The following is a 25,983-nucleotide window of genomic DNA, read 5'->3' as shown; positions in this document are numbered from 1 at the left end:
GTTACTTTTTGAAACACGGAGCAATAAAAAAGCCAGGTGATGAACCTGGCTTTTTTTATTTTTTGGCTTAGTCCAGCGCACGTCACCGCGCGCCTCCTCGGCGTCCGCCGACTTATACGTAGTCGCCGCGTTTGATTTTTTCTAAGATAATTTTTTCAGTTTTGATCGGATCTTTCGGATCAACAGAGAAATAAGACTGTTGCTCGCAACGGATCTTTTCTTTGATTAACCATTTTAAGATATCCGATAAATCTTTATTCTTTTTATCTCTGAAAAACGGATCGTTTTCTAAAGCATCTTTCGCTTTTTTAAGAGCGCGCGCCTCAGCCGGATCAGACTCTTTCACTTTGTAGTGAGGTAAATCGTATTTTTTTACGTCACCGGGCAACACGCCTAAGAATCTTACGTTCGGCGCTGAGAAGTCGCCGTTACGGATCAATGAGGCTGCTGAACCGGCTTTAAGCGTACGAAAGATGTTTTGCATCGTGTACGCATCCAGATCTCCGAAGAAGTACATCGGTACATCTAACTGTTGTTCGATTAATTTACACCAACCACGTACACCGTTTGAAGGAACCCCTTGGGCACCCATCAGGATACAGTTGTTACGTTTTGTAAAACCCATCGACTGTAAAGTACCCGCCGTACCTTCTGACTCAACAACCAGACAGAAATCAATTTTCTTTTTCGCTTTAAGTTTTAAAGACTGCGGCTTATTTTTCGGCTGAAACGGCGTTGTACCCAACGTCGATAAATCAACGATGGCTTTATCCCCGTCCGGTAACGTTTCGGTCACAACAAGTTGCTGTGAATAAGTTTGTCCACCACGGTCATTGGCAAAACAGTTTAATTCTTCGCGGTAAACTTCTAACATATCGCCGATAAAATCGATGATAGAATCCGATTCATCCTGGTCTTCGAAATCTAAAGGTTTGTATCTTGTATCACCTTTAATTAAACCCTTACAGATATAGTACAATTCACGCTTCGTATTGACAGCGCCGATATCTAAGTTTCTTAACAGAATTTCTAACATGAAAACTACGCGCGCCAGTTTCTGTACAGATGAAACGTTTAATTCAGTACGTACTACTTTTTCACCCGGTGTTAAATAGCCTACTTTTGCGTTGTAGTTTGAGTTATCTAAAGAAGTTTTTACCGCTTCTAAGTAAGGTCTTTTTGATTTTTCTAAATCAGAAAGCATCTTTTCAGCTAAGTTTTTAGCTTCTTTAGGGATATCTAATTTCAATTCACGAACTTTTAGTAATGCCATTTTTTACAGACCTGAACCTTTATCAGCTTCATCAGCCGTTCCAAGCTTTTTAGCTTCTCTTTGTTTTTGCGCCGCTAATTTATTTTGTGCTTCTTCAAGCGCAGTTGCAGCATCGTCTGAATCACGTCCTAAGATCTTACGTAATCCTTCTTCGGCTTTTTTCTTTCTCGATGCATTCGCACCAGAGATTGAAACCAGTTTTTCAACTAAAATCGGGCCGAATTGCTCGATATGTGCCAGTTTTCTTTCTAAATCAGCTTCTTTCATCTCGTGTTTGATATGACGAGACAATTTTTGCCCCGCTTGCATTAAAGCACGGCGAATCTCTTCAACTAATTCTTCAGAAGCATCGATTGTTTCTTTCGACGCATTTTTAAATTTAATAAACGGAGACACGATAGAAACCGCAAATACGTATGGTCCCTGAGGCAACGATTCTTTTGGCTGCACTAAACCGTACGACTTCCAGTTAACCGATTCAATCGCCCAAGTGATCGCACAACCTGATTTATCAAATTGTAACGGAACGCGGTTGGCAAAACGAAGCAACTGCACCGGTTCGCCTTCTGCACCACGGTTGATAAAGCGGGCCAAAGCGACTTCGACAACCACCGGTTTAAAATCACAAATCGTAGGTTTTCTCGTCACTACCGAGAAAAAATCCACTTCGCCTAAGCGGTTAATTGATTTAGAAAGGGCGTCCTCACCTACGGTAAGTACCGATTTTGTCGACGGAGCCATTAATTCTGTGGCCTGTACCGCCGTGAAAACCTTTTTAAAGTCTTCCTCTGTCATCGACGCTAAATTCTTATCCACCAGAGCTTTTGGCATGCCGTTTTTAACGAAATCTTTGATCGATTGATCAGAAATACGTGAAAAACCCGTCTTTAAGAACTTAGAAAGGGTGATTTTTCCGTATAAATGCGAGTGCGTGATGAACTCACCTAATTTAAACGTGTGCGGATGCGGTAAAGTTGCATCTGGAATTTGCGGCGTTTCATTTGAAACGCGCTCAATCGTAGCCTTTTCACCGTCACCTAATTTGTAGGTTACAGTCAAATGCGGATTAACTAATACCGTGCCCTCGATATACGTTTGCAGACCACCGTCACCATTTAATTGGATACGGCCATCCATCAAAAACTCGACGCGGGTTCCGTTAGTTTTTTTCCAATCTAACGTCTCTTTATTGCGTAAAATACCGGTGTTAGTTTTGATATCGACGTCAACTTGCGCGCTTACAGCTTTACGCATATTTTTCGTCTTAGAAATAACCTGCACACCTTTAGCATTGGTCATTTGCGCCCATGTCGTGGCAGCCGAAATACCGATACCTTGTTGACCACGCGAACATTGGCCGCGGCCGAATTTAGATGAGGCTAAGTATTCACCAAATACCTTAGCCAAATCATCGGCATCGATACCAGGACCGTTATCTTCAACAACGATCTTGATTAAATCCGTGTTTTTCGTGGATCCGGTACCCACTTTTTTAACTTCAATTTCTAATTCAGGAAGGATTTTAGCACCTTCACAAGCATCTAATGAGTTATCAACAGCCTCTTTAAGAGTGGTTAAAACCGCTTTTAAAGGGGAAGAAAACCCTACTTGTTGAAGGTTTTTTGCGAAATATTCTGCCGTACTACTTTTCGTAATTTTGCTCAAAATAAGGCCTTTCAATAACTTAAACTACGTATATCACCCATTATTGAAGGGGTTTTTTGACGAGAAAAGCAAGCCTTTGGGCCAAGAAATGTTTTGCGCGAAGCGTAAAAATGGGGGTTTGCCGCCGTTTTAAACGATAACCCCCGTAAATTTGATGCCAGATTAAGCGAGAAGATATTCGATAACGTCTTTTGCCGAGTACGAATTTTTGCCCGGTTTAAGCATGCGCACGATGAAGTTTAAATCATCGCCTGCAGTTAAAAGCGGTAATTCAGCCTGGCCACCGGCTTGGATCTGCCCCATGCCGACGTCAGCCATTAAAGCATTACATAAGCACTTACGGCCGACGGTATCTGCTTCAAGACCACCTTTTTTAACGTAATCTTTAACCGGTTCTGCCGGGCAACGTTGCCCGATGGTGCCATCTTCTTTTTGGTAAGCATGACGTAAATAACCTAAATCGCAGATACGTTGACGTTGTAAATATAAACTTTCTTCCGAAACTGTTCCCGGTAAGCGCGCCGCTTTAAACGGAAAATTAGTTGGCGATGATCTTGGATCGGTAAAAATCCAGCCACCTTCAGGTGCCGGTTTACTCTTAATCTCAGCGATCGCTCTTTCACGGTGTTCTAGTTTTACTCCTGATTCATCAGAAAATGCGAATAATGTGCCCACCTGAATGCCTTGTGCACCTTGCGCTTGTACTTCTTTTAATTTTTCAGGAGAAGCATAGTGACCGGCCATCCAGAACGGAAGCTCTAAAGCTTTCATATCCGCTAAATCAACGACATCGCGCTCACCATAGATCGGCTCACCACGTTCGTTTAATTTCATCGGGCCGCGCGGTGGTGCATTGTGCCCGCCCGCTAAAGGACCCTCAACGATAAAGCCGTCGACACGGCCGGTAGATTTCTTTTTTAAATTAGCAGCTAAAACCGCTGATGAAACTATCGGAAAAAAGTACGGGCGGTGTAATGGTTTTAATTCTGTATTTTCCATCACTTCTTTGGGATCGAAATACATGACCGCATCACCTTCAGCTCCCTCAACCGGAATCTTAAGACTTGCCACCTGGTTCTGGCTTAATAAATCTAAAGCGCCCGGGATTTCACGCGGAATACCAGCACCCATAATTACGTAGTGAACACCGGCAAGCAATGCGCCGTAAAGACAGGCTAAGTTCGGCATATGTACTTTTTCTAATAAATTTAATCCCACTTTGCCGTCGTGACCTTCACGCGCCAGCCATACTTCGACAAAACACGCCGCCACGGTTAACTGCAACAGGGCCAGTGGTGACTTAATCGAAAACATCGGCGCACGTTTATACGGTTTATCCGCAGGCTTTCCGCCCTCGATAAAATAGGTTTCTAAAATTTTGTTTGCAATCTCCTGTGAAGGAAATGCCTGTAAAGCCCGGCGAGTATGGCCTTCTGGATCACCGTCCTGTAACCGACGGACTAACACGGAGTTAATCGCGGTTCCAGAGACAACGCCTAATTGGCCTGTTTGAGAAACTGTTTTAGCCAGGCGCCAGTCAGAGACCGCGATCCCCATACCGCCTTGAATAATTACCGGATGATTTATTTGCATTGGATGACTTGTTTGCATTGGATGACTATTTTGCATCCGGGTAATCTAGCGAAAGCGCCCTGTAATCTCAAATGAAATATTACACATAATTATGCGGCTCTATGCACGCCTTGCGGCTGAGAGGTGCATCAAAATAAGACACTCAAGACCATACGCCAATCTACCGATAACAGAGCCATGTCAAAGGTAGAATCTAAAACGAAAAATCAGTTGGTCACAGGACCCCAAAAAACTGAACAATTTCCAAAACAAACAGGCCATAACCTGCCTGCGCCAAAACAAAATCTACCTCCGGCGCCTATCGAAAACTCACGCGAAGTTGTCGCTTTAGATGCAAAGTATTCTGATCTCTTAAAACCGAAAGAAACTCACTTTAAAGCCCACCTGATTCCGGTGTTTGCAATTTTTGCATTTTCGTTAGTTCTAGTTGTTCTGTTTCACGCCACGAATCCCCCGTCTGGCAAGGCTTTGGGGCCTGGGCGCGGCGTAAGTGGTGATCTTAATGATCTTTCAAATGGCAGCTACCAAAGCCAGTCCGCTGATTATCAGGAAGAAAAAACATGCGTCGATCATCCTGACGGAACAAAATCCTGCACGACAAAAACTAAACTGCGCCGTAGTTTTAGATAGTGCTTACGGCATTCCGCTTTTAGCTCTTAATAAGCTTTACTCGTCGTTTGTCTCTTCTGGAATTTCTGCTGCTGTGCTCTTAGTCGCTAATTCTTCCATCGCCATTTCGGCTCTGGTTTTGTAGCCTTTTTTAGTGTTGCAGCCTTTGCAGCTGACGACACAGTTTTTTTTATCAGTTTTCCCGCCGCGGGCGATGGGAATTAAATGATCCATGGTGAGCTCTTCGGCTTTAAACTTTTGTTCGCAGTGATAACAAATGCCTTTACCCAACTGTTGTTTCCACCAGTTGGATTTACGCATTTCGCGCGCTTTGGCTTTTTCGATTTTTTGATGCGACTCCGAGGCCGGAGTAAAATAATCACCGTAATCAGACATGTGAATTTACTTAATGTTTTATTGCGGGAAATACAAGCGATTATCGTACATGCCTTCACTGAAGTACTGTTTAACGGCTTTTAAATGGTTCTCGGTTTTTTCGCTATCACCGACCAGCTGGTAGTGCTGATCTGAATACAGCGCAATCGTCTTAGGGCCCTGGTGGTAGAGGGTTCGCGCCAAGTGGTTGGTGTTGATATAGCCTAAGCGAAACAGGTCATTTAGCGTCGGAAACAAATCAATTTGCTGGGCATACTGATTTGGATTTAATCCCGTCAGAACTTCCGGTTTTTTCGTGTAAAATAGAATTGGAATTTCAAATTTTTGTTCAAAATCAGAGTTGGCCTCATCTTTGGCAGGACCGGTATGATCGGCCACAAATACAAATACGGTTTTATCAAACCATGCTTGTTTTTCAGCACAGGCCATAAAATTTTTCAATGCTAAATCCACATAGCTGATGGTTTTTAAAATCGGGATTTCACCGTTTTCAGCGCGGTAGTTTTTGTCAAACGACTCTGGTGTTTTATAGGGCTGGTGTGATGACAGCGTAAAAACCACCGACGCAAACGGCGGTTTAAAAGCAGTCATTTGTTCGCAGGCAAACTGCAAAAACGGCTCATCATAAATCCCCCAAAAACCGTCATCCTGCGATTTGTCCGGAAACTCGTTTTTTCCGAAATACTGGTCAAAACCACTGGCTTTGGTAAAAACATCAAAGCGCATAGTGCCGTTGGCAGCACCATGAAAAAAGCTCGTGTGATACTTTTGTTTTTTAAAGAGTTGTCCCAGGCCCATAAATTCGTTGGTGGCAAATTCAGAGTTTAAAAACGGCTCTTCCATCAGGGCCGGAATCCCCGCCAGAATCGAGGCGATACCTTCAATTGATCTTCTGCCATTGGCGTAAGATTTATCGAAATACACCCCTTTTTTAATCAGCTCTGTAAGATACGGAGTGCGGGCCGCGGATAAATACTCTTTAGATAAACTTTCGACGACAAAGATCACGAGGTTATAGCCGCTGGCGTTACTGGCCGGATTTTTTTTGGTCGCCTGCGCCGGATTTAAATACTTCTGCATTTCGGCTGTAGAAAAATACTTCTCTTTTTGAAAACCGGATTTACCAAAGCTTTTTAAAAAGGTAAAACTGGTGTTTAACACCAAGTGATGCGAATAAGTGTACGGCAAGATCTTGGCATCGACAAAACTGATCGGTTTGTACTGTAGTCCGCCGCGGCCGAAAATCACCGTCACCGGCAGCAGCGCGATCACCAGTAATATCTTTACCTGTAGCGAACTGGCTGAAATTTTTGGCTGTAATTTTAAATAACTTTTGTAGCAGATCAGCATAAAGCCCATTAACCCGAGCAGCGTGCAGGCAGCCAGAACACCGTACTGGAGCATGTTCGAATTCTGCCCTTCGGTCGCTAAATACAGGCTCGATTTGGTAAAACGACGCCCCATAAAGTTTACCAACTCTATATCAATAAAGTTTCCAAACAGCAAAACCGCGTGCCCCAGAGAGAGCACCCAGAACAACAGCACCCGGATAAAACGCAGCGGAATTAACAGGATTAACACCGTTAAAAAGACAACCGGCACGACCACCACGGCATCGAATCTCAGCCCCTGTAAAAAACTTAAAGCGAAATCCATGGCACTAAACTGATGAAAATGTACAAAATTCCAACTTAAAAACAGGATTCTGATTCCTAAATACAGAGCTAAAAGCGATATAGTGAATTTAAGCAGTTGTTTAGCCACTTCCCATGGCTTCACGTCTTGCTTAGATTGTGAATTTTTGTTATCACTCATACCTATGACATTAGATCAGATGAAACAAAGATTGCAAGAACACTATCCCGACGCTGACCCGAATTCTGAAATTCAGGTCTTTGATTTAACCGGCACATCCGATCACTGGGAAGTGGCCGTTAGAAGTTCAACTTTTAAAGGTTTAACCCGCATTGAACAACACCAGCATGTCATGAAAGCTTTTGGCCCGGAATTAAAAACCGGCGAAGTGCATGCACTTTCTATTAAGACTTCAACGAAATAAAAATAAATAACGAGGAGGACTTCGTGTCTGACGTAAAAACTAAAATTGATGGTTTATTAAATGATAACAAAATCGTGCTTTTCATGAAAGGCACGCAGCAATTTCCGATGTGCGGCTTCTCAGCCCGCGCGACAGCAATCTTACAAGATATTGGTGTTCAGTTTAAAGATGTGAACGTGCTTGATGACGAAGAAATCCGTCAGGGCATCAAAGACTACGGCAACTGGCCGACAATCCCGCAGCTTTACATCAACAAAAAATTAATCGGCGGCTCTGATATTATGATGGAAATGTACCAAGCCGGCGAATTACAAGATTTGCTTAAAAATTAATTACTATGCTTTGCAACGTGGCTCTATGGGATAGAGCCTTTCGCTTTTTATTATCAGTCCTCGTCTTGTCCTACGCTGTTGCCGGGGGACCGGGTTGGTTTTACGCCTTAGGCCTTTACGGCCTGGCCACCGCCGGATGGGGACTTTGCCCAATATATTCTTTCTTTCGGATCAGAACTTTGCGATAGTTGAGGGATGAATCAACATACCGCCCAACACATTATCGAAAACTTAGAAAGTCTTCCGCTAGCTCCACAACAAATTAAAACGGACAACGATTCTCTTGGCTATTACGGCAAAGACTGGACGACCTATTACGACATCAAAGCGTCGGTTATATTATTTCCTGAATCGACAACAGATGTGGTAGAGATCGTAAACTGGGCGCGCAAACATAAAATTGCTTTAGTTCCATCGGGAGGCCGTACCGGTTTATCCGGCGCTGCCTGCGCCACTCACGGCGAAGCTGTCGTAAGTTTTGAGCGCATGAATAAAGTTTTAGAATTTAACGAAACTGATTCAACGGTCCGCATCCAACCGGGCGTGATCACCGAAGCCTTACAAGAGTTTGCTCTTGAAAAAGGTTTATTTTACCCGGTTGATTTTGCTGCCAGTGGGTCTTCGCAAATGGGTGGCAATATCGCCACCAACGCCGGTGGTATCAAAGTTGTTCGTTACGGCTTAACCCGGGACTGGGTTGTCGGATTAAAAGTAGTTACCGGTACCGGCGAGGTATTAGAACTTAATAACGGGCTAATTAAAAATGCCACGGGCCTTGATCTGCGCCACCTGTTTATCGGTAGCGAAGGGATTTTAGGTTTTATCACCGAGGCGCTGATCAAACTGGCGCCGAAACCGCCTGAGTTAAAAGTTTTGGTTTTAGCCCTGGACCAGATGTCTTCGGTCATGAAAGTGTACGCTGAATTTAAAAAACACTGCCACATGCAGGCGTACGAAATGTTTTCAGAAAAAGCGCTACAAAAAGTTTTGGCCAACGTTGACGATTTACACCGCCCGTTTGAAACCGTAACGGATTTTTATGTGGTGTGCGAAGTTGAATGCCCGACTGCTGAAGCCGAAGAAAAAGTCATGAGTGTTTTTGAATCTTGTTTAGAACAGGGCATGATCATCGACGGCGTGATCTCACAATCTGAAAGCCAGGCGCAGACGTTCTGGCGTTACCGCGAAGATATCAGCGAATCTCTTTCAAAATATCATCCGTACAAAAATGATATCGCCGTTGCAATTTCAAAAGTTCCGGCGTTTATGGAAGAGCTGGATCAGGTGTTAACCAAAGCCTACCCGACCTGGGAAGTTATCTGGTTTGGCCACATTGGTGATGGTAATTTACATATTAATATTTTACGTCCTGAAGGCATGACCAAAGAGGTCTTTGTTAAAGAATGCCGCAAGGTCGATGAGTTCGTGTTTCAGGCGGTTAAAAGCCAAAGCGGCAGTATCTCGGCCGAACACGGCGTTGGCTTATCAAAAAAATCTTTTTTAAATTACACCCGCTCAAATGCTGAGATTGAAATTATGAAAGGGATCAAAAAAGTGTTTGATCCGGATAATATAATTAATCCCGGCAAAGTTATCGACTAGTTGTTTAGTCAAGAGCCGCAATGCGCGGCTCTTTTTACGAGCAGCGCACTAGACCACGGCAGCGAACAAAAAAAGGCGCAGCTATTCCCCCCCAGAGCTGGTAAAATAAAGACCAGGTACGGGAGGTAATGTATGCAAAATGTTTTAATAAACGCCTATACACCAAGTGACCAACCGGTGACTACCCAACTGCGTGTACATCGTATTACGACAGCTCAGCACGCGTGGTATGTCGTTAAAAAATTAGGACTCTACTGGGGTTTGGCTCTGCTCACTTTTTTTATTCCCGTGTACAACGTGTTCTTTGTGCCGTTTTTCTTTTTAATCGGGGTTTACGTCGCTTTAAAAGTCGAGCGCGCGCAATACGAAGTGTTTCACGGTAAAATCACCTGCCCGCACTGCCAAGACACCATCAAACTTAGAAATGCTGTTTTAACTGAAGACTATCAAGTGACCTGTCCGCACTGTGTGACCGTAGTAAAGGTGCAGGTTAAAAAGCCGCCGGTAAATACGTACTCTGAAGCCTACGGCACTGAATGATCAAAAATCGCTTTTTTACGCAGGCCTAAAACAACTGATGGGTTTTAATATTGCGGGTGGATTTTTGGATCTTATCAATCAACTGAGACACCGACAGTTTAGCTTTATCCATTTCTAAATCCACCACTAGGTAACCAATTTTTGCATCGGTTGATAAGTACTGCGCCTGAATATTGGCGCCGGCTTCAGAGATATAACCGTTCAGTTCCCCTAACACCCCGGGTTCATTTTTGTGCACATTCATAATGCGGGTGACATTGGTTTTTGCCACTAAATCCACATTGGGAAAATTCACGGCACCGGCCGTTGTCCCGGTCGTCAAAAACTTACGAAAACTTTCAGCCACTTCTAAACCGATAGCGTACTGTGCTTCTTCGGTGCTGCCGCCGATATGCGGAGTCAGGATGACATTTTTTAAATTCTGCAAATCAGATTTAAATGATTCTTTGTTCGATGAAGGCTCAACCGGAAAAACGTCGATCGCACATCCGCCTAAATGATTTTCTTTTAAAGCTAAGACCAAATCATCAATGTTGACCACTGTGCCACGCGAAGCATTGATTAAAAAACTGCCTTTTTTCATTTTAAAAAGCTGCTCTTTGGAAATCATATTCTTCGTTTCTGGAGTCTCGGGCACATGCAAGCTGATAAAATCTGCTGCCGCCAACAAATCATCCAGTTTGGTATTCGGTTGTGCGTTTCCGAGGGGTAATTTTTTAACCACATCATAAAATATAACACGCATGCCGATTGCTTCAGCTAAAATACTTAGCTGACTGCCGATATGCCCGTAGCCGATAATTCCCAAAGTTTTACCGCGCACTTCACGTGAGCCATCGGCCGACTTCACCCATTCACCACGATGTGCCATGGCACTGCGATCACAGAGCTGACGAGAAAGTGCGATCATCTCGGCCACCACAAGTTCTGCCACCGAGCGAGTATTGCTGTGAGGCGCATTGAAGGCCGGAATACCGACTTCAGTTGCCGTGGCTAGATCGATTTGATTGGTGCCAATACAAAACGCCCCAATAGCCAGCAAATGCGGATTTTGTTTTAAAACTTTAGCTGTCAATTCTGACTTAGAACGAATGCCTAAGACTTGGTACTGCGGAAGCAGTTTTAAATATTCGTCTTCTGAGGGCGCGTGTTTGATTAAGTCAACCGCATACCCTTCAGCCTGCAATTTTTGTTGGGCTACGGGATGGATGGCTTCAGCAAGTAAAATTTTAATTTTTGACATGCAATTATTCTAGAATAGAATAAGGCAATGTCTACTGATTTACTTAATTTACTGATCGTTGATGATGATGCAATGCTTGCTAATTCTGTAAAGCTGATGGCTCCGACAGGCTTTAAAGTTTTTATCGCCACCAAACCCGACCTGATCCCCGATCATGTGTTCTATCATGCGGCGATGGTCGACATGCATATCCTTTCTAAAGTCGGCGAAACGCCTGATGGCCCACAGGTCATCTCACAAATCCTTAAGAAAAATCCGCAGACCGAAGTTGTTTCAATGTCCGGTGATTTAAACCGCCAAAACATGGAGATGGCGATTAAATCCGGTGCTTCCCGCTTTTTGGCAAAACCTTTGATCGCCACCGAAGTCACCATGATCCTGGAAAAGATCTTAGCTTATTGGCAGCTTCGTCAGATCGATTACTCAAATCACAAAAAAAGTACGTTAGTCGGAAACTCGCCGGCAATGGAGCAAGTCAGAAAAACTATAGCTTCACTTAAAGGCGAACGCAGCTCGGTACTTATCGAAGGTGAAACCGGAACCGGTAAAGATGTCGTCGCGAGACTTCTGGCACAACAAGAAGGCGCTAAACCCTTTGTCGCGATCAACTGCGCCGGAATTCCTGAAAACCTTTTTGAATCTGAATTCTTCGGTCACCTGAAAGGCTCATTTACCGGCGCTGACCAGAACAAAGTGGGCTTATGCGAAGCTGCTAACGGCGGAGATTTGTTCTTAGATGAAATCGAAGCCCTGCCGTTAAGCCAGCAGGCAAAACTTTTACGTTTTCTGGAAACCGGCGAAGTTAAACGTGTCGGCGCGAAAGAATCGTTTCATGTCGACGTGCGCGTGGTCGCAGCGAGCAATCAGCCGCTTAAAGAACTGATCGCTGAGAAAAAATTTCGTGAAGATCTGTATTTCAGGATATCAGCGCATAAAATCAGCTTACCGGCTTTAAAAGAGCGCAAGAGTGATATTCCAGAGGTGGCTAAATTTTTTCTTGAAAAAGAAAAATCAAAGCGCAACAAGCAGTTTGATAGCGAAGCGTTCGAAGCCCTGCAGGCTTACAACTGGCCCGGAAACATCCGCGAATTAAAGCGCGTCTGTGAACAGCTGATGCTGACCTCACCGCTACCGGTGGTGCGCAAAGAAGATGTTAACCAGCTGCTTTTTAAGACCGGCACGTCTGAACCCAGCGAAACGATTAAACTTGATCAAAGCCTGGAAGAGTTTATTAACGCTCAGGAAAAAAAGTTTATTACCTTATTTTTAAAACAGAACAACAATATTGATCAGGCTTGCCAGTCGTTACAGATTTCTAAATCAAGCCTGTATAAAAAAATTAAAGACTACGGAATAGTTTATGAGTAACCCCATTCAATCAGATTTTACAGCCTGGCACAGCCCGATTTACCAACAGACAGCTTTCATCGTCTTAGCAGTGATCTTTGTTGCCGGCATAATTAATTTCTTGCTTCGCAAGAAAAACAACTACTCGATGGTGGCTTGGGCCTCGATTAAAAGCTGGTTGATCTTTGCCCCGATCATGTTCGGACTTTTAGGTTTACCGTACCCGATTCCGTTCGTGGCCCTTACACTGTTTGCGATCTTCGGCGCCAAAGCCTATTTTCAGATCATGGGCATCTTTCATAAAAGTGCTTTTGTCTACATCGCCTACGCCGGCATCTTGGGGCTGGCGGCGTGTTCGTATTACGATAACTTAGTCACTTACAACTCTATGCCGATGATCGTCTTGGGGATGTTGTGCTTAGTTCCTCTGATCCAGCGTGAATACAAGCACATGATCCAGTACATTTCGCTTGCGCTATTGGGTTTTATCTTCTTGGGCTGGTCGTTCATGCACCTGGCATTGTTATTAAATTTTGAAAACGGTATTTACCAGTTGATGTACCTGGTTATCCTGACTGAGTTCTGCGATAATACGAATTTAGCGATCAGCGGCTACTTCCGCGGCGAAAAGATATTTGCCGAGATCTCTCAGCGCCGTACGGTGATGAGCACGGTAGTATCAATTATCATGACCGTATTGTTGGCTTACGGTATGCGCCACTTGCTTCCTGACCGCGGCGAAAAATACTGGCTGGCTTCGGGCCTGGTGGCTTCGTTCGGCGGTGTGGTCGGCGATTTAGTGATGGCCGTATTTCGAAAAGATGCCGGGGTCAAAACCGTCGGCGCTTTTGTTTTAGGCCGTGGTGATTTTTTACAGCGCATGGACCGCCTGATTTTCGTAGCTCCGATTTTTTACTTCGTCATGCTTGCTCTTAAGAGCCTGGAGTAAGTCCTATGCGCGAGTGGAACTACGATAACGATCAGTGGACAAAGCTTCCGGGGCACCTAAAACATCTGCCGCTGTTTACGCACCACTATGATCTAACCAGTAAAGTTGTTCGTTTTATCTGGTTTATCCTTTTAAAAAAATGGTTTTACACCATGTACATCCGTCTCTCGGTAAAGGGCGGAAACTTCGACGAGCTGTATGCCAAACACAAAAAATTAATTATTATCTCAAATCACGCCTCGCACTTAGATGCGACCTCGATTGCCGCGAGTATTCCGCGCAAACACTGGTTTGATTTATATATTGCTGCGGCAAAAGATTATTTTTTCAGAAACCCGCTGTTTACATTTTTTTCGGCCAACTGTTTAGGGGCTATTCCGATCGACCGTAAAGACCGCAAGGGCGAAGCGGTTAATCTGATTTTAACCCTGTTAAAAGAATTAGACCGCATGTGGTTAATTATATTTCCGGAAGGCACCCGTTCGAAAGACGGCAAACTGCAGGAATTCAAACGCGGCATCAGTATCTTTGCCGAAAAAACCAAAACACCGATTTTATTTTTATATATCGAAGGTAACTTAAAATTGTGGCCTAAAGGGGCGATCTTTGCCCGCCCGGGAAAGTTAACCGTGCACATCGGTCCGGTGCAAGAACCAACCAATATTGAAATCGTACAGAAAAATTACATCGAATGGGTTAAGACCATTGATCCATCGATTGTTCCTGAAGATTTAACAGATGATTCAGACGAAACACCACGGGATATCAGCGACCAAACTCTGCAAGAGTTAACAACCACGGAAGAGGGCTCTGAAAATGAAGGGTGATCACGCAAAAATTCATTTAAACATTGGCGGCTACGAGGTTATCCCCTTACCGACCGGACTATTTGCTCTTGATGGCGGCGCCATGTTTGGCACAGTTCCGAAAACACTGTGGGAAAAAACCAATCCCGCTGATGAAAACAACCGTATCCAGATGGAAGCGCGTGCCCTGTTACTTAAATCGAAAGACCGCAATGTATTAATCGATACCGGTAACGGCGGTGATTTTATCGCCAAATACGGTGATAAATTAGGCGCCAAGTTTTCTGAACTCTACAGTATCGACCGGTCTGGGCCGTCATTGGAAAAATCATTAGCTGCCTACGGGCTTAAATTTTCTGATATTACCGACGTGATCCTGACCCATCTGCACTTTGACCACGCCGGTGGCGCAACCTGTGCCGTTAACGGCCAGATCGTGCCGACTTTTGCGAACGCTAAATACTATGTACAAAGCGAGAATTTAAAAACCGCGCAAACCCCAAACGTGCGCGAAAAAGCCAGCTACTTAAGCCCTAACTTCGAACCGCTGCTTGCCGCCGGAAAACTTACGCTGGTTAATGGCCATCGCAAAGACCTGTTACCGAATATTTCAGTCTGGGTTTCTAACGGCCACACGACCGGGCAACAGGTGGTGATCGTTGAGGATGAAACACAGAAGTTAATTTACTGCGGTGATGTGATTGCCACCTCAAGCCATGTGCGTAGCGCCTGGGTGATGGGTTACGATTTACATCCACTGACCGTTATCGAAGAAAAAGCTGAACTGCTAAAATCGTCTTTAGATAAAAAAACTTATTTCTTTTTTGAACATGATCCGTACTGCGATGTGGCTACTGTCGAACCGGACAAAGCCGAATTTAAAGTAAAGGAACGCTTCTGGCTGGAGTAAAAGCTGCTTTTAGCAATACCAAAACTTTTTTGCGTAAGCTCTCGGATGAGTTTACCGAAATCCGTTTTGCAGCGGCCAGCCTTTCGTATTCAACCCTGTTTGCGGTTATTCCTTTTTTAGTGGTGATTTTAGCGGTCTTCCAATCGGTCGGCGAATTAGAAAAACTCTATCCGCAGGTTGAGAGTTTACTGATGTCGTATTTAAAGGAAGCAACCGGCAACACTGTGACCCAGTATTTAAAAACCTCAGTCACCAAAATTCAGAGCAAAACCCTGGGGTATACCGGGGTGATTTTTCTGGTGTTTACCACGGTGGGTCTGTTTCGCAATATTGATACGGCTTTTCACCACTTATGGCGCCTTAAGCCGCGCAAGCCGTTTATCCAGAGAATGTGGCTGCACTCGATTGTATTGATCAGTTTGCCAGCGCTGCTTGCCGGATTTATCGGCTTACGCTCGGTAAAAATCATCGAGAAACTGGGTAACACCATTCATCAGCAGTTTTTATTCGGATTTGTGATCGCATTTGCATTATGGATTTTATATACGGTTATTCCGGATACCAAGGTGTCTAAGCGTGCAAGTTTTATCTGTGCGGTAATTGCAGCATTTGGGATTTCGCTGGTGCAGAGTTCGTTTTTATGGATCTCACTCAAAGTATTTCGCCAGAACAAAATTTACGGCTCACTGGCTTCGTTTCCGATTTTTATGCTCTGGCTGCTTGTGGTCTGGTGTATCGTGCTGTCAGGCGCATCACTGTGCGCCTTCCTGCAACAACGGTATTTTAAATCTCGTAACTGATGGTTTCTTTTTTCTTAAAGCGTTTATCCATTACGCGGTGAAACTGCTCTTTAAGATTTGAAGGTCGCTGCGATGAGCTTGTTCTTTCTGTGCATGGTTCAAAGTCAGCAATCGCTTCTCTGATCTCTGTATACGACGGGTTCGGAAAGTAAGATTTTCTTTTCGAGCTCCAGCGCTGTGGTCTTAACACATCCCAGTAGTTGCTCTCTTGACGAAACATCGGGCCCTCACTCATCTGTCTATTAATCGTTTCTAGCGCACAACGGATACTTCCCTCTGGAGTGCGGCTGTCATAGTTTTTACAACTATCGCCACCTTGACCGGCGTAACTGGCTTCGCGGCCTAAGTGTAACTGAAAAAATCCATGGGCCGTACCATTTGGGCCGCGTGCAGATGCTGAGTTATTACAGGTACTTTCTTCAAATGCCATTGCGGTCAGAATTAAAAGGATCACATTGGCTTTGCTGCTGTCGTTCATTCTTGGATAATTCGGGCAAATTCTTGCTAAGTCAGAATCACCACGTTTAATGTATTGATAAGCACCCGGTTTCATGATTTCGCTACGAACTGTTTCACCGTGTGTGCCGATATCTCCGTTATCCACAAACTCTCGACAGGCGTTACCCCATTCAGAGGCGTTCATATCTTGTAAGTGATCTGCGGTTTCTTCGATGCTGGCAATGTTTCCTCTGGCTGCGATTCGGTTTTTACCACCGTTACGGCATTCAGAGCCGCAATCTTCGACCGCCTGTGCTTCGCTGGCGGAATCTTTTATGACTATTTCAAGGTTTGGATCATCTTCTACAACTTCGGCTGTGAATTGTTGATGTGCGTTGGCAATTACTGCCGCTAAGATCAGACCTACGAATAATAAATGCTTCATATCATTTCCCCCACCCGAAGAAGATATAAAGCGAATCTTGTGCCTGGTTATAACTGTTTTATCTGATGTGATTGTGGCGGGATGAAACAGGTGTAAGTTGTGACTCAACACCTGTCAGGCCTTTTGACATCCAGGCCCGACTGCGTCTCAAAATGAGATTACTTTTTTGCCTTGATTGGCACAGTGACTTTTACTTTGACTTCGTCCTGCACGCCAGCACCTTTAAAGCTAACGTTGGTCACTTTAAACTTAGATAAAATCACCGGAAATTCGGCCACGATGTTATTGCCGTCTTTAGTATACGTACCGCGAACGATTTGCTCTTCGCCGTTCATTTTGATTTTGGCAACGCCCTTACCGCCTTTACCTAAAGCGGAAACAACTTCGATATTCGGGTGTTTATCGGCGTTAAAATATTCTTTGGCGTGTTTATCACGCACACTCATGCCGGTTGAAATCTTAGACCAGGGAATCGAAAAAGCATCTGCTTTAAAGCCATCCCCGTCAGAGTAAGCATAACCATCAATATCTTTAAATTCAGCGGTAAAATCACCAACCGGATTTACCGTTACAGCGGCCTCGACCGTGCCAGCGAAAGCAGATTGATTAACCGATAAAATTGAAGCACACGCTGCGATTAAAAGTGCCAATCTAGTTGTATTTTTTAGTGTAAACATGCCAGTCCCCTCCAGAACTCTTCTTAACTTTCATAACAACAGAGCCTATCTTTGTTGCTTTTGGTAATGTAATATCATGTTCAATCAATGTTAAACCTGCTGCCAACTGGCCAGTAAAGGTCTGCCACACTGAATTATCAGTTAAGACAACCTGAATCTGATAATCAAGAGCTTCCTGCGAACCATCAGACGGCGCAGCGACCGCTTTAATATCATATTTAATAAAGCCGGTATCTTCCGCGTTTTGCAGAATCTGCATTTCAAAATAAATCGGGGTAGCTTTTTCGTAGCGGTATTCGAAAAAATCCATCGTAAGACCAACCAATGAATCTTCGAAGGCAAATTCTTTTTTTGCACAGTTCTGAAACTGAAAAAGTGTTAATAACATTAACCCGAGAGCCGGAATAATTTTTTTCAGGCGATTTTTACTCATAACGATCCCAAGTATTTCGCAATTTCAGCACGCTGGGTGCTGGTTAAAAATCCTACCGCCGTCAGCATTCCGCCTTTATTCGCACTGATCGCATTGTCGATTTGTGTTTTAGTACGGCCTTTTTTAGCACTGTTGGCACCGTAGCCGTGGCAGTCAGCGCAGTTCTGATTGTACAGAGTTTTTCCCAGGTTATCCGTGCCGGTATCTTCAATCACCGTATCCACAACCGTGGCTGTTTCGGAAAGTTTAATGATTGGTACACCGGTGTAATTGATTTTATAAATATTACCGTCGGTGTTTCGGTAGACTACGGTAATCTTGAGTGCACTTTCAGGCTGGGTGCACTTGACCAGAAAATTAGTCGTAATATGCGGGTCAAGCATGGCTTTACAGTTAGCCGCTGAACTTGTGACTTCAACGTCCATGATCGGCATGCCGTTTTCATTGTTATCCTGAAGCATAAACGGAATAGTAATTGAAGTTCGCATCGTATTATTGCGAAAAAGCGGAACAACCTGCTGGGCGTTTACCACGCCCGCACAAGCCATCATTAAAAATATCAGAATACTTCTTCGCATAATAATCATCATAGAGCCTGCCAGTGACTTGAAACACAAGTTGTAAGAATCGCTGCTTTCCAGCCGTCAGCTGATACCGGAGAACCGACCAAGGTTCGCAAGCTTGTCACTAACGAATCATCCGGTTCAGGTTTGCCGCGGTAAAAAAGACGGAAAAGTTTTAACACATTGTCAGAAGTGTTCTGCGGTAAGGCCGTGGCCGTACCCCCGATGCGGGCTGAAACATAGTTAAATGCATTCGCATTGCCGACCGCTGCACGACACGCATCATTGATACGTGCTTGTTGTAACACGTTGGCTGATGCATGCAATGGCGCTCCTAAACGGTTTGCTGCAGTCGAATGGCTGCAGTTCTCAGAATAAGGATCGGTAGCAATATCACCTTTTGCGTTTTTCGATCTAAAGTTTTCGTACATCGAGCAAGGACCGCCCAAGATATCACGCTCCGAACGTAAAATATTAATAGACGGAATGGCCATCGAACTTGGGCCAAAGGTATCCGTAAGTACGGCATAAATCATCGTGCGATCCATGGTTGACACCGAAACTTCAACGGCCGGTTTTGGCTTAGATGGAATACTGTCCGGATCATGGGTCATGTCTGCATGTGATTGATCGATTTCTTTAGCGCCGGAAATCGTGCTAATCACATTCTGTTCACCTTTTTCCTGAACCGAACAGTTCTGGAAGCTGACCATCACCATGAAAGAAGACGCTGCTACGACAAGTCGAGCTGTTTTTGTTCTAAACATTTTTAGCCTCCCCTGCGCTACCGGTTGGTAACTCGTAAGTTCCATCGCCGTTATTTTTTAATAATCCGAATCCGTTATTTGTGATTTTATTCATGCCGTTAATACCCAGCAGACTACAAGCAGTCAGAGCCACATCTTTAATCTGAATCGCACGCACTTCGGCTGAAGTCGTAACGGCCGGATGTGGAGCGGCTAAGCCCCAGGTACCTGCATATGAACCGGTATCTGTTTTGGTATTGCCGATAACCCCGGTTTTTTTGATCATGCCTGAAATCATCAATGACGACGCACCTTTAAATCCATGATCTGAACCCGAACCGTCAATACGAACGTTGCGGCTAAATTCAGAACCGAAGTGGATCAAGGTCTTATCAAATAAGCCGACCTCTTTTAAAGTTTCGACTAACTCTTCCGTACAGCTTAAAACGGCGCGCCAGCCGTAAGTTGTCCCGATTACAGAAACCAAACTACCGACACTGTGCTGGTCTTCTGTTAAGTTAAACATAGCCCCGTCCTTACCCATGATCATGTTCGACGGGCAGGTTCTGATATCCGTGGTCACAACCTGGGTTAAACCCATGGTCACCAGAATTTCGATTGTGGCAAAGGTAGCAGCTAAGCTTGCTAACGTTGTTTTTTCCTGATCGATCATGTTTTTTAAATCGTCGAGAGCATTTGCACCGGTCGTTAAAAATCCGTTGGTGTTATCACGGCGGGTGCGGATGTCCGGTTTTCCGTCAACCATAGCTGGTTGTCGGATTTGTTTTGAATCCAAGAAAAGGCCGGTATTATTGCTACCCATGGCCTCTTTAACTTTTATTAAATACTTATCATATGTCGGTTGCCACTTCTCGTTAAAAGCCGCAACACCTTGCTTAACCAGACCATCAGATCTGTCTTTAGCTTCACTTAAAGCCGTCTGGCGAAATCCATTAGCTTCAGCATACTTATCGAATTCTGATAAAACTTGTTTGACGGCTAAATTATCCACCGGGGCCTGTCCTGAGAAGTAGCTCATGACCGTTTTAACCGGATTGACTGTCGAGCTGACAGTGTAATTTAAAGCTACCGGTGAAAGTGGTTTTTCAGCCTTAAATGAAGTGCCGATGCTTCCCGCCGACGCTGCCGGAAACGGAGTTTGTGTTTTTTGGGCGATCAGACCAGCAACGGAAATACCACCGATTATCGGCGATAAATTTCGGTAACGGCATAATTCATGACTGTTGATTTCGGCATCGATACCGCGAAAAAACATCGCATTTGCTAAACAGTTTTTGAAACTTCCGCCGGCAGGATTACTTCCCCACACCGGAGGCAGATGGTACTTACTGACCGGATCTTGCCAGGTTTTATAAGTTACAACGGGCTTAACACCGTCCATACCGATAAAGGTTCCCATTCCGGTATGACTGAACTCAGACATTTTTCCGGTCGGAGTTAACGGCGCATCAAAATACCAGCGTGGCGGGCCACCCGGGCTGGCGATGAAAATATAAATCTTATCAGTTCCGTTTGCGGAAGTTACACCGCTTGCCAGAACTTCTGTTGATAGTGTCTGAACTACAAAATTAGATAACCACGGTGACATCCCAAGTAGCCCAAGGCTTTTGGTGGCATCAGCTAAAAACGCACGACGATTTTTATTGTTCCCCATCATATTTTCCCCCATCACCCTTGTTTATTGCTCTGGAACATACTGGCGGTTACTAAATGCCGCACTTTTTAGAATATCTTTAATCATTAAAGTCATATTTTGATTTTTTTGCAGATCTGCTGCGATTTTATAAACCTCGTATCTGAAATACTTGGCTTCATTGTTATCATCCGCTACGTTACGGGTCGTTAAATTGACATCATAACCGGTAAAGTAGTTGTAATAATTTTTTACGATACAACGATAAAAATCCGGGCTTTTAGATAATTCTGATCCCAGCTCATTCATGTTATTAACCGGTTTTTTCACCAGCTTATTGTCATGGGTACGGTAGTTCAAAGCCCCTTTTGGTGGCTGTACAACAAAGGCCTGTGAACCAGCAACCTCTCTAAGTTTGGTAAAACCCATTACGCGGTTACCAAGCTTACGCGCCTCTACATCGTTAGAATTAGGACGTGTACCATAGAATAACAAGTTTCTGAACGTATGCGCCATCGGATCTAACGAATAATGGCATTGCTGGCATGATTTACTTAAACGGAAACCATGTGGTGAATCCGGATGGACTTCGGATGCTGGCACGTCACTTTCAGCCAGTGATGGCATCTGATGACATAATAAATTCTCAAAAACACGGCTTGAAACACGGCGTGCGATGATTCCATCTGGATCGTTGTTGGTTCCGGCCATGTGCGATGCGCCAATGTTGGTGTTTTTCATCATAAACATCTGAGAACCAAGAATACCCCCACCCAGATGTTCAAATAAGTTCACGTTTTCACGGGCCAAGGTAACAGAGCTGTTCACCTGATTTCGCATCGTAGCCGAAGCCAGTGGTGAAGTCGTGGCAGTTACCGATGGAACAATAATCGGCTTCGGAACTTCAACACCGACCAACTTACCGAAAGAAGCGATTTCATCATCGGCGAGATTGATTACGCCCCAGGTTGCACTAACGCCCGATGTACCGTAATTTAAACGAAAATTAGAATCTGCGACACCTACGCTTACAGAATCCGGGTTAACTGATTTGGCCAACCAACGGCTGACTGAAGCGCCGTTCGGCGCCTCACGCACACCACGTAAACTTTGATTGCTGGTAAAAACTGTTTCTACTTTTACAGATTTACCGAACAGCGCCCGCGTAAAATACAACGACGGTTCGTCTAAGTCTTTTAATAAAATTGTATTGTTGGGATCATTTGCGCCAGTGTTAAGAGGCAAATCTTTTTGTGAGAAAAATGTATTATGCAAATTATGAAAAGTAGCGATAACTTGCTTGTTTTCAAGATCGCTTAACGCTGGATAACTAGTATACTTGCGGGCGCGTTTTTGCCCCAGGTCCAAAAACTCGGTCTGCTCTAAGAGAACCGTACAGGCGTCAGCCGCTGACATCTTTTTCTGGCTTACCTGCGTAAGCAGTGCTTTACCTAAGCTTCCGTCAGCAGTCGGTACGACATTCTTGACGATCTTAAAGTAACAGCGGTTAAAGATTTCGACTTGACTGAGTTTAGTTGTTTGCGCAAAAGACGCCGTTGCACTAAACACCACCGATCCCAATGCAAAGAGCTTTGCAATAGAAATGCAATTTTTGGTCATATACTTCCCCCAGCAATAAGCTTATCGGAAATTTATTTCCAATTGATAGTTTTCAAAATTAGTTTCTCAAAATGGTAAGCCCAAAAATATGGAGCACTAGAAAATGTATCCCAATGAAACACTCCAGCCGGCACGGTCGACGGTTTCCTGGGTTACGAATATCTCTTGTTGAAACATCGTGCTTTCAGACAGCCTCCAGGCTAAGTGAAATTTAGCACTCGGCTGAACAACTTTAGAGTATTTAAAATCGTAGCTCGTCACCACTGACGTAGGAGCTTCTAATTTTACTTTATAAAATACAGCTCCGACATCAAAACCAAAGCTCACTTTGTCCTGCGGATAAAAATAGAGCCCCGTCCAGGCAAAGAACGGAGTTACCGGTTCAGTTTTACCCTTATAGGCGATATCCTGTCCTGGGGTCTGGGCATCGCCTTGTAAAAGCATGGATTCAACACCGAAGTTCCAGCCGCCGCCATCCCAGCGATAGACGTAGCCCGCCCCGAACTTAACACCGGTGTAATCAACCTGAACTTCTTCTTCACGGCCGTCAGCGGTCTGTAATAAAATCTGCTCACCCCAAACGGTGCCACCCAGACTAAAACTCAACTCGTTCGGAATAACGACTTCTTCCTGAATGACTTTTTTGACACGAACTATGCGCTTTCTTTGCGACGTTCCCAGGCGGGGATCTGGTTTGGGTTGCGCTGGTGCGCTCTCTAACAACTTACGCTGCTTTTCAGCCTCAAGATAGGCTTCGTTTTCCGCGGCATACGAAAACAATGTGCCGAAAACAAAAACTATAACGATAAATGTATTTGTGATTGTATTGCCCATTGATCTTTCACCGCTTCGGTAGCACCGACTGTTTTTTGATTAATTCCCGAAAATCTTAATTCCATGCGAGGTAACGGAAACGCCAGTAAGCCAATATCCCATTTTAAGTTTTCTGGCTTAGCATCGGAATTCGTAGAGTCAGATAAAACTTTCGCCAGTTCAATACTCGAAGTAAAAAAGTAGCCGCGGGTGATATTGAGATTATTCTGGGCAAACAGGTAGTAACTTTTCTTGTTTTGCACCGATGCCGCGAACGAAATATCTTCAATGCGGTAACCGCCTTCCATCAATATAGAGTTTCCGTGCGAAAACCCCATTTTGTTATGAAGGGCAAAAATATCCCGTTTTAGACTTTTCTTTTTCTCTGAAAGCAGGTTGACGCCATAGGCATGGGTGCCGCCCCACTTTTTATCCAGCATAAAACTTCCGCCGGTCAGGCGCTCGTCTTCAATAGCCCCAAGATTGCCGATCCAGTATTGAAAAAATAAATCTTCATCTTTTCTGGCCCACTGCAATTGCGCCGAATGTACCTGGTCGTTTTGCCCTAGGCCCTGCTGGGCACGGTTAACAGCCGTATGGTTAGCAGTCTTTATACCGAACGCTTTATCCATTAATCCAAGGTTAAACCAAAACTCTTTACCTAACTGCATTTTAAGAAAATATTCGCGCACAAAAGTGTATGAATCTTCTTTAAAGGTTTTGTGCGGATAAATGGCACGGCGATTTTCAACGTAGCCAAACGTTGTAATTAAACCGATGGTGTGGGCTTCATTGGCAAAAAGATTTAAGTTAAAATCGTTCTGCATGTTGTAATGAATTTTTTGCGACTGGTCTGACCCCGGTGATGCTTCTACGGTTAGAGCACGGTATTTGAACCCCATGCGTAACCAGAACGGAAACTCAACCGGTCCTAAAAAATTTGAAATTTCGGCAGCCTCATCATCACTGATCCACTTACGTAAGGGATTGGCCGCAATTTCAGATGAAAAAACACCACGGCCGTAGTCTGTTAAAGCTCCGCCGCCGGTTCCTGATTCATGACAGATCAGACAGCTGCGGTAACCATAACCGATAAAATCAGGATAAGCCTGAACTTCAGAGATGCCGAACAACGAGAGAAAAATCGATACAAGTAAAAAACGCATTTCTTAAATGATGATTACCAGAGTCATGAATGTAAACCGCTAACAAGAGGCATTAAGTGTTTGCTGGTGTAAAGATTCTGCTACGGTGTCGCCACCACCTAAAAGGAGGCTCATTATGCGATTAGGGCTTGGTTTTATTACTCTGCTTTTAACTCTTCTTACAGCACTTGAATCATTAGCGTGCAGTTGCTCGGATTTTGCCAACGCCCAACAGGCAGCGCAGTTAGAAAATGTTATTGTTGCAAAAGTTGAAACTCTCACCTTATCCGAAGGCAAGGCGCGCGTCCGGGTTGAAAAAGTTTTTAAAGGCGAGATCAAAAACGTCTACCTCAATATCCAAGGACAGGACGGTTTAAACTGTAATGGCGAAAATCTACCGGTCGGAGCAAAAGGTGTACTTTTATTTACCTCGACCGACGAAGGCTACCAAACCCTGTCTTGTGCAACCACCAGCATCCCGCTCACCCCTAATGGCAAATACCAGCTCTTTTTGGGCGAAGAGTTTTTACTTAGCGAAAGAGAACTTAAGGATGTTTTAAATTTTAAATTACAGGCAAGTGTAAAATCCATCGAGTGCCGGCTTAACGTAAGCCGGATGGCTGTGCCGTATGACAGTGCCCCGCTGTTAAATTTTCAGTACGACACTTCGCTATTAGCAGTGCCCACGCCTGATACCACGACCACACTTACCACGACGGTCGATCTGTCAGAACAGACACCAAATATCGGCGAACTTTTCTTTTACGCCGAGGTTTCTAAGGCCGGCACCTCAAACTACGACTTTTCTTTAAGTCTGAAAGACCCTTTTACCCAGCTTTTAGCCAACCGTTTTACCTATTTGCTGGATATCCGTAAAACCTTACAATTTGAAGGTCCAAGTTTAACCCGCTTCACTGACCTGGCCGGAAACCCGATGGTTGATAGCAATCAGCCTTTTTTAGCGCATCAAACCCAGGCGTTTTGCGCCTTAAACCTAGGTCAGCCCCTCGAAGTGGTGAAATAATTTGCAGAACTTTTAAAAGCACTTAACAATCACCCCTGAATTTGCTAATTTCTATCAGTTCATTGACCGGGGGTTCCGTAGCTCAGCTGGATAGAGCATCTCCCTTCTAAGGAGAGGGTCGCACGTTCGAATCGTGCCGGAATCACCATTTTATACGACAGGCAGTTTTCAACCAACAATTTAGAATTAGAATCCGCTCCAATAGCGGCTTTCTTTTTATCTGTTAAAGCAATGACTTTGGCAGGGTGACCTGCTCCCAAGTGTTGATCCAAATACTAAGAGACGTATTTAAAATCAATAA

Annotated in this window: 27 protein-coding genes and 1 tRNA gene; 13 read left to right on the top strand and 15 right to left on the bottom strand. The window is 44.3% G+C overall.

Annotation, left to right across the window (positions count from 1 at the left end; genetic code table 11):
- Positions 1-112: 112 nt before the first annotated feature.
- The 3 genes from AC04MM_RS13885 to AC04MM_RS13875 form a co-directional block, all read right to left on the bottom strand.
- Entirely contained in the window at positions 113-1,273 is a 1,161-nt protein-coding gene (locus AC04MM_RS13885) for a DNA topoisomerase VI (protein ID WP_475380977.1), read from the bottom strand.
- A gap of 3 nt (positions 1,274-1,276) precedes the next feature.
- Positions 1,277-2,938, bottom strand: coding sequence for a DNA topoisomerase VI subunit B (locus AC04MM_RS13880; protein ID WP_475380976.1), 1,662 nt, complete (start codon positions 2,936-2,938; stop codon positions 1,277-1,279).
- Between the two features lie 162 nt (positions 2,939-3,100).
- Positions 3,101-4,531: a nitronate monooxygenase gene (locus AC04MM_RS13875; protein ID WP_475380987.1), complete on the bottom strand. Its 1,431-nt coding sequence runs from the start codon at positions 4,529-4,531 to the stop codon at positions 3,101-3,103.
- Between the two features lie 177 nt (positions 4,532-4,708).
- Here AC04MM_RS13875 and AC04MM_RS13870 point away from each other — a divergent pair, with 177 nt between their 5' ends.
- Positions 4,709-5,161, top strand: coding sequence for a hypothetical protein (locus AC04MM_RS13870; RefSeq protein WP_475380975.1), 453 nt, complete (start codon positions 4,709-4,711; stop codon positions 5,159-5,161).
- Between the two features lie 36 nt (positions 5,162-5,197).
- Here AC04MM_RS13870 and AC04MM_RS13865 read toward each other — a convergent pair whose 3' ends face one another.
- Both AC04MM_RS13865 and AC04MM_RS13860 read right to left on the bottom strand, forming a co-directional pair.
- Positions 5,198-5,536: an HNH endonuclease gene (locus AC04MM_RS13865; protein WP_475380974.1), complete on the bottom strand. Its 339-nt coding sequence runs from the start codon at positions 5,534-5,536 to the stop codon at positions 5,198-5,200.
- 18 nt (positions 5,537-5,554) lie between these two features.
- Positions 5,555-7,351 (bottom strand): LTA synthase family protein, encoded by a 1,797-nt coding sequence (locus AC04MM_RS13860; protein ID WP_475380973.1) that lies wholly within the window; start codon positions 7,349-7,351, stop codon positions 5,555-5,557.
- A gap of 4 nt (positions 7,352-7,355) precedes the next feature.
- On the opposite strand from AC04MM_RS13860, the gene AC04MM_RS13855 reads away from it, so the two are divergent.
- The 5 genes from AC04MM_RS13855 (at position 7,356) to AC04MM_RS13835 (ending at position 10,069) form a co-directional block, all read left to right on the top strand.
- Positions 7,356-7,595: a BolA/IbaG family iron-sulfur metabolism protein gene (locus AC04MM_RS13855; protein ID WP_475380972.1), complete on the top strand. Its 240-nt coding sequence runs from the start codon at positions 7,356-7,358 to the stop codon at positions 7,593-7,595.
- Between the two features lie 23 nt (positions 7,596-7,618).
- The gene (gene grxD / locus AC04MM_RS13850) at positions 7,619-7,927 is read left to right on the top strand and encodes a Grx4 family monothiol glutaredoxin (protein ID WP_475380971.1); all 309 of its coding nucleotides are present in this window, start codon (positions 7,619-7,621) and stop codon (positions 7,925-7,927) included.
- A gap of 5 nt (positions 7,928-7,932) precedes the next feature.
- On the top strand, positions 7,933-8,115 hold the full coding sequence (locus AC04MM_RS13845; RefSeq protein ID WP_475380970.1) for a YgaP family membrane protein: 183 nt from the start codon (positions 7,933-7,935) through the stop codon (positions 8,113-8,115).
- Between the two features lie 7 nt (positions 8,116-8,122).
- The gene (locus tag AC04MM_RS13840) at positions 8,123-9,529 is read left to right on the top strand and encodes an FAD-binding oxidoreductase (protein ID WP_475380969.1); all 1,407 of its coding nucleotides are present in this window, start codon (positions 8,123-8,125) and stop codon (positions 9,527-9,529) included.
- A gap of 132 nt (positions 9,530-9,661) precedes the next feature.
- Positions 9,662-10,069, top strand: coding sequence for a hypothetical protein (locus AC04MM_RS13835; RefSeq protein ID WP_475380968.1), 408 nt, complete (start codon positions 9,662-9,664; stop codon positions 10,067-10,069).
- Positions 10,070-10,094: 25 nt separating this feature from the next.
- Here AC04MM_RS13835 and serA read toward each other — a convergent pair whose 3' ends face one another.
- Positions 10,095-11,312 carry a phosphoglycerate dehydrogenase gene (gene serA, locus AC04MM_RS13830; RefSeq protein ID WP_475380967.1) on the bottom strand — a complete coding sequence of 406 codons (1,218 nt, stop codon included), beginning with the start codon at positions 11,310-11,312 and terminating at the stop codon, positions 10,095-10,097.
- 27 nt (positions 11,313-11,339) lie between these two features.
- Here serA and AC04MM_RS13825 point away from each other — a divergent pair, with 27 nt between their 5' ends.
- Genes AC04MM_RS13825 through AC04MM_RS13805 form a run of 5 tightly spaced genes read left to right on the top strand, consistent with a single transcriptional unit; the run spans position 11,340 to position 16,124 of the window.
- On the top strand, positions 11,340-12,680 hold the full coding sequence (locus AC04MM_RS13825; RefSeq protein WP_475380966.1) for a sigma-54-dependent transcriptional regulator: 1,341 nt from the start codon (positions 11,340-11,342) through the stop codon (positions 12,678-12,680).
- On the top strand, positions 12,673-13,608 hold the full coding sequence (locus AC04MM_RS13820; RefSeq protein WP_475380965.1) for a phosphatidate cytidylyltransferase: 936 nt from the start codon (positions 12,673-12,675) through the stop codon (positions 13,606-13,608). The genes AC04MM_RS13825 and AC04MM_RS13820 overlap by 8 nt, the downstream gene beginning before the upstream one ends.
- Before the next feature lie 5 nt (positions 13,609-13,613).
- Entirely contained in the window at positions 13,614-14,435 is an 822-nt protein-coding gene (locus AC04MM_RS13815; protein WP_475380964.1) for a lysophospholipid acyltransferase family protein, read from the top strand.
- Positions 14,425-15,324, top strand: a complete 900-nt coding sequence (locus AC04MM_RS13810) for an MBL fold metallo-hydrolase (protein ID WP_475380963.1) — start codon at positions 14,425-14,427, stop codon at positions 15,322-15,324. Before AC04MM_RS13815 ends, AC04MM_RS13810 begins: the two co-directional genes overlap by 11 nt.
- A gap of 29 nt (positions 15,325-15,353) precedes the next feature.
- Positions 15,354-16,124 carry a YihY/virulence factor BrkB family protein gene (locus tag AC04MM_RS13805; protein ID WP_475380962.1) on the top strand — a complete coding sequence of 257 codons (771 nt, stop codon included), beginning with the start codon at positions 15,354-15,356 and terminating at the stop codon, positions 16,122-16,124.
- Here AC04MM_RS13805 and AC04MM_RS13800 read toward each other — a convergent pair.
- The 9 genes from AC04MM_RS13800 to AC04MM_RS13760 all read right to left on the bottom strand — a co-directional run bounded on the left by AC04MM_RS13800 (position 16,108) and on the right by AC04MM_RS13760 (position 24,679).
- Entirely contained in the window at positions 16,108-17,007 is a 900-nt protein-coding gene (locus tag AC04MM_RS13800; protein ID WP_475380961.1) for a hypothetical protein, read from the bottom strand. The genes AC04MM_RS13805 and AC04MM_RS13800 overlap by 17 nt on opposite strands.
- A 158-nt stretch (positions 17,008-17,165) precedes the next feature.
- Positions 17,166-17,684, bottom strand: a complete 519-nt coding sequence (locus AC04MM_RS13795; RefSeq protein ID WP_475380960.1) for a YceI family protein — start codon at positions 17,682-17,684, stop codon at positions 17,166-17,168.
- Entirely contained in the window at positions 17,659-18,117 is a 459-nt protein-coding gene (locus AC04MM_RS13790) for a hypothetical protein (protein WP_475380959.1), read from the bottom strand. Before AC04MM_RS13790 ends, AC04MM_RS13795 begins: the two co-directional genes overlap by 26 nt.
- On the bottom strand, positions 18,114-18,695 hold the full coding sequence (locus tag AC04MM_RS13785; protein WP_475380958.1) for a c-type cytochrome: 582 nt from the start codon (positions 18,693-18,695) through the stop codon (positions 18,114-18,116). Before AC04MM_RS13785 ends, AC04MM_RS13790 begins: the two co-directional genes overlap by 4 nt.
- Positions 18,696-18,703: 8 nt before the next feature.
- Positions 18,704-19,447: a hypothetical protein gene (locus AC04MM_RS13780; RefSeq protein WP_475380957.1), complete on the bottom strand. Its 744-nt coding sequence runs from the start codon at positions 19,445-19,447 to the stop codon at positions 18,704-18,706.
- Positions 19,440-21,104 (bottom strand): DUF1501 domain-containing protein, encoded by a 1,665-nt coding sequence (locus tag AC04MM_RS13775; protein WP_475380956.1) that lies wholly within the window; start codon positions 21,102-21,104, stop codon positions 19,440-19,442. The genes AC04MM_RS13780 and AC04MM_RS13775 overlap by 8 nt, the downstream gene beginning before the upstream one ends.
- 21 nt (positions 21,105-21,125) lie before the next feature.
- Entirely contained in the window at positions 21,126-22,700 is a 1,575-nt protein-coding gene (locus tag AC04MM_RS13770) for a hypothetical protein (protein ID WP_475380955.1), read from the bottom strand.
- A 96-nt stretch (positions 22,701-22,796) separates the two neighbouring features.
- Positions 22,797-23,534, bottom strand: a complete 738-nt coding sequence (locus tag AC04MM_RS13765; protein ID WP_475380954.1) for a hypothetical protein — start codon at positions 23,532-23,534, stop codon at positions 22,797-22,799.
- The gene (locus AC04MM_RS13760; protein WP_475380953.1) at positions 23,498-24,679 is read right to left on the bottom strand and encodes a hypothetical protein; all 1,182 of its coding nucleotides are present in this window, start codon (positions 24,677-24,679) and stop codon (positions 23,498-23,500) included. The genes AC04MM_RS13765 and AC04MM_RS13760 overlap by 37 nt, the downstream gene beginning before the upstream one ends.
- A gap of 115 nt (positions 24,680-24,794) precedes the next feature.
- Between AC04MM_RS13760 and AC04MM_RS13755 the strand changes: the two genes are divergently transcribed.
- Both AC04MM_RS13755 and AC04MM_RS13750 read left to right on the top strand, forming a co-directional pair.
- Entirely contained in the window at positions 24,795-25,682 is an 888-nt protein-coding gene (locus tag AC04MM_RS13755; protein ID WP_475380952.1) for a hypothetical protein, read from the top strand.
- A 71-nt stretch (positions 25,683-25,753) separates the two neighbouring features.
- Positions 25,754-25,830 (top strand) — tRNA-Arg (locus AC04MM_RS13750).
- Positions 25,831-25,983: the final 153 nt, after the last annotated feature.

This window comes from Bdellovibrio sp. SBM16 (genome assembly GCF_056175625.1).
This window is presented reverse-complemented; position numbering and strand designations above follow the sequence as displayed.

Excerpts from the sequence above, each read along its gene's own strand:
- AC04MM_RS13885 (WP_475380977.1), bottom strand. The coding sequence starts at position 1,273 with ATGGCATTACTAAAAGTTCGTGAATTGAAATTAGATATCCCTAAAGAA.
- AC04MM_RS13875 (WP_475380987.1), bottom strand. The coding sequence starts at position 4,531 with ATGCAAATAAATCATCCGGTAATTATTCAAGGCGGTATGGGGATCGCG.
- AC04MM_RS13870 (WP_475380975.1), top strand. The coding sequence starts at position 4,709 with ATGTCAAAGGTAGAATCTAAAACGAAAAATCAGTTGGTCACAGGACCC.
- AC04MM_RS13865 (WP_475380974.1), bottom strand. The coding sequence starts at position 5,536 with ATGTCTGATTACGGTGATTATTTTACTCCGGCCTCGGAGTCGCATCAA.
- AC04MM_RS13860 (WP_475380973.1), bottom strand. The coding sequence starts at position 7,351 with ATGAGTGATAACAAAAATTCACAATCTAAGCAAGACGTGAAGCCATGG.
- AC04MM_RS13855 (WP_475380972.1), top strand. The coding sequence starts at position 7,356 with ATGACATTAGATCAGATGAAACAAAGATTGCAAGAACACTATCCCGAC.
- AC04MM_RS13845 (WP_475380970.1), top strand. The coding sequence starts at position 7,933 with ATGCTTTGCAACGTGGCTCTATGGGATAGAGCCTTTCGCTTTTTATTA.
- AC04MM_RS13840 (WP_475380969.1), top strand. The coding sequence starts at position 8,123 with ATGAATCAACATACCGCCCAACACATTATCGAAAACTTAGAAAGTCTT.
- AC04MM_RS13835 (WP_475380968.1), top strand. The coding sequence starts at position 9,662 with ATGCAAAATGTTTTAATAAACGCCTATACACCAAGTGACCAACCGGTG.
- serA (WP_475380967.1), bottom strand. The coding sequence starts at position 11,312 with ATGTCAAAAATTAAAATTTTACTTGCTGAAGCCATCCATCCCGTAGCC.
- AC04MM_RS13825 (WP_475380966.1), top strand. The coding sequence starts at position 11,340 with ATGTCTACTGATTTACTTAATTTACTGATCGTTGATGATGATGCAATG.
- AC04MM_RS13820 (WP_475380965.1), top strand. The coding sequence starts at position 12,673 with ATGAGTAACCCCATTCAATCAGATTTTACAGCCTGGCACAGCCCGATT.
- AC04MM_RS13815 (WP_475380964.1), top strand. The coding sequence starts at position 13,614 with ATGCGCGAGTGGAACTACGATAACGATCAGTGGACAAAGCTTCCGGGG.
- AC04MM_RS13810 (WP_475380963.1), top strand. The coding sequence starts at position 14,425 with ATGAAGGGTGATCACGCAAAAATTCATTTAAACATTGGCGGCTACGAG.
- AC04MM_RS13800 (WP_475380961.1), bottom strand. The coding sequence starts at position 17,007 with ATGAAGCATTTATTATTCGTAGGTCTGATCTTAGCGGCAGTAATTGCC.
- AC04MM_RS13795 (WP_475380960.1), bottom strand. The coding sequence starts at position 17,684 with ATGTTTACACTAAAAAATACAACTAGATTGGCACTTTTAATCGCAGCG.
- AC04MM_RS13790 (WP_475380959.1), bottom strand. The coding sequence starts at position 18,117 with ATGAGTAAAAATCGCCTGAAAAAAATTATTCCGGCTCTCGGGTTAATG.
- AC04MM_RS13785 (WP_475380958.1), bottom strand. The coding sequence starts at position 18,695 with ATGCGAAGAAGTATTCTGATATTTTTAATGATGGCTTGTGCGGGCGTG.
- AC04MM_RS13780 (WP_475380957.1), bottom strand. The coding sequence starts at position 19,447 with ATGTTTAGAACAAAAACAGCTCGACTTGTCGTAGCAGCGTCTTCTTTC.
- AC04MM_RS13775 (WP_475380956.1), bottom strand. The coding sequence starts at position 21,104 with ATGATGGGGAACAATAAAAATCGTCGTGCGTTTTTAGCTGATGCCACC.
- AC04MM_RS13770 (WP_475380955.1), bottom strand. The coding sequence starts at position 22,700 with ATGACCAAAAATTGCATTTCTATTGCAAAGCTCTTTGCATTGGGATCG.
- AC04MM_RS13765 (WP_475380954.1), bottom strand. The coding sequence starts at position 23,534 with ATGGGCAATACAATCACAAATACATTTATCGTTATAGTTTTTGTTTTC.
- AC04MM_RS13760 (WP_475380953.1), bottom strand. The coding sequence starts at position 24,679 with ATGCGTTTTTTACTTGTATCGATTTTTCTCTCGTTGTTCGGCATCTCT.
- AC04MM_RS13755 (WP_475380952.1), top strand. The coding sequence starts at position 24,795 with ATGCGATTAGGGCTTGGTTTTATTACTCTGCTTTTAACTCTTCTTACA.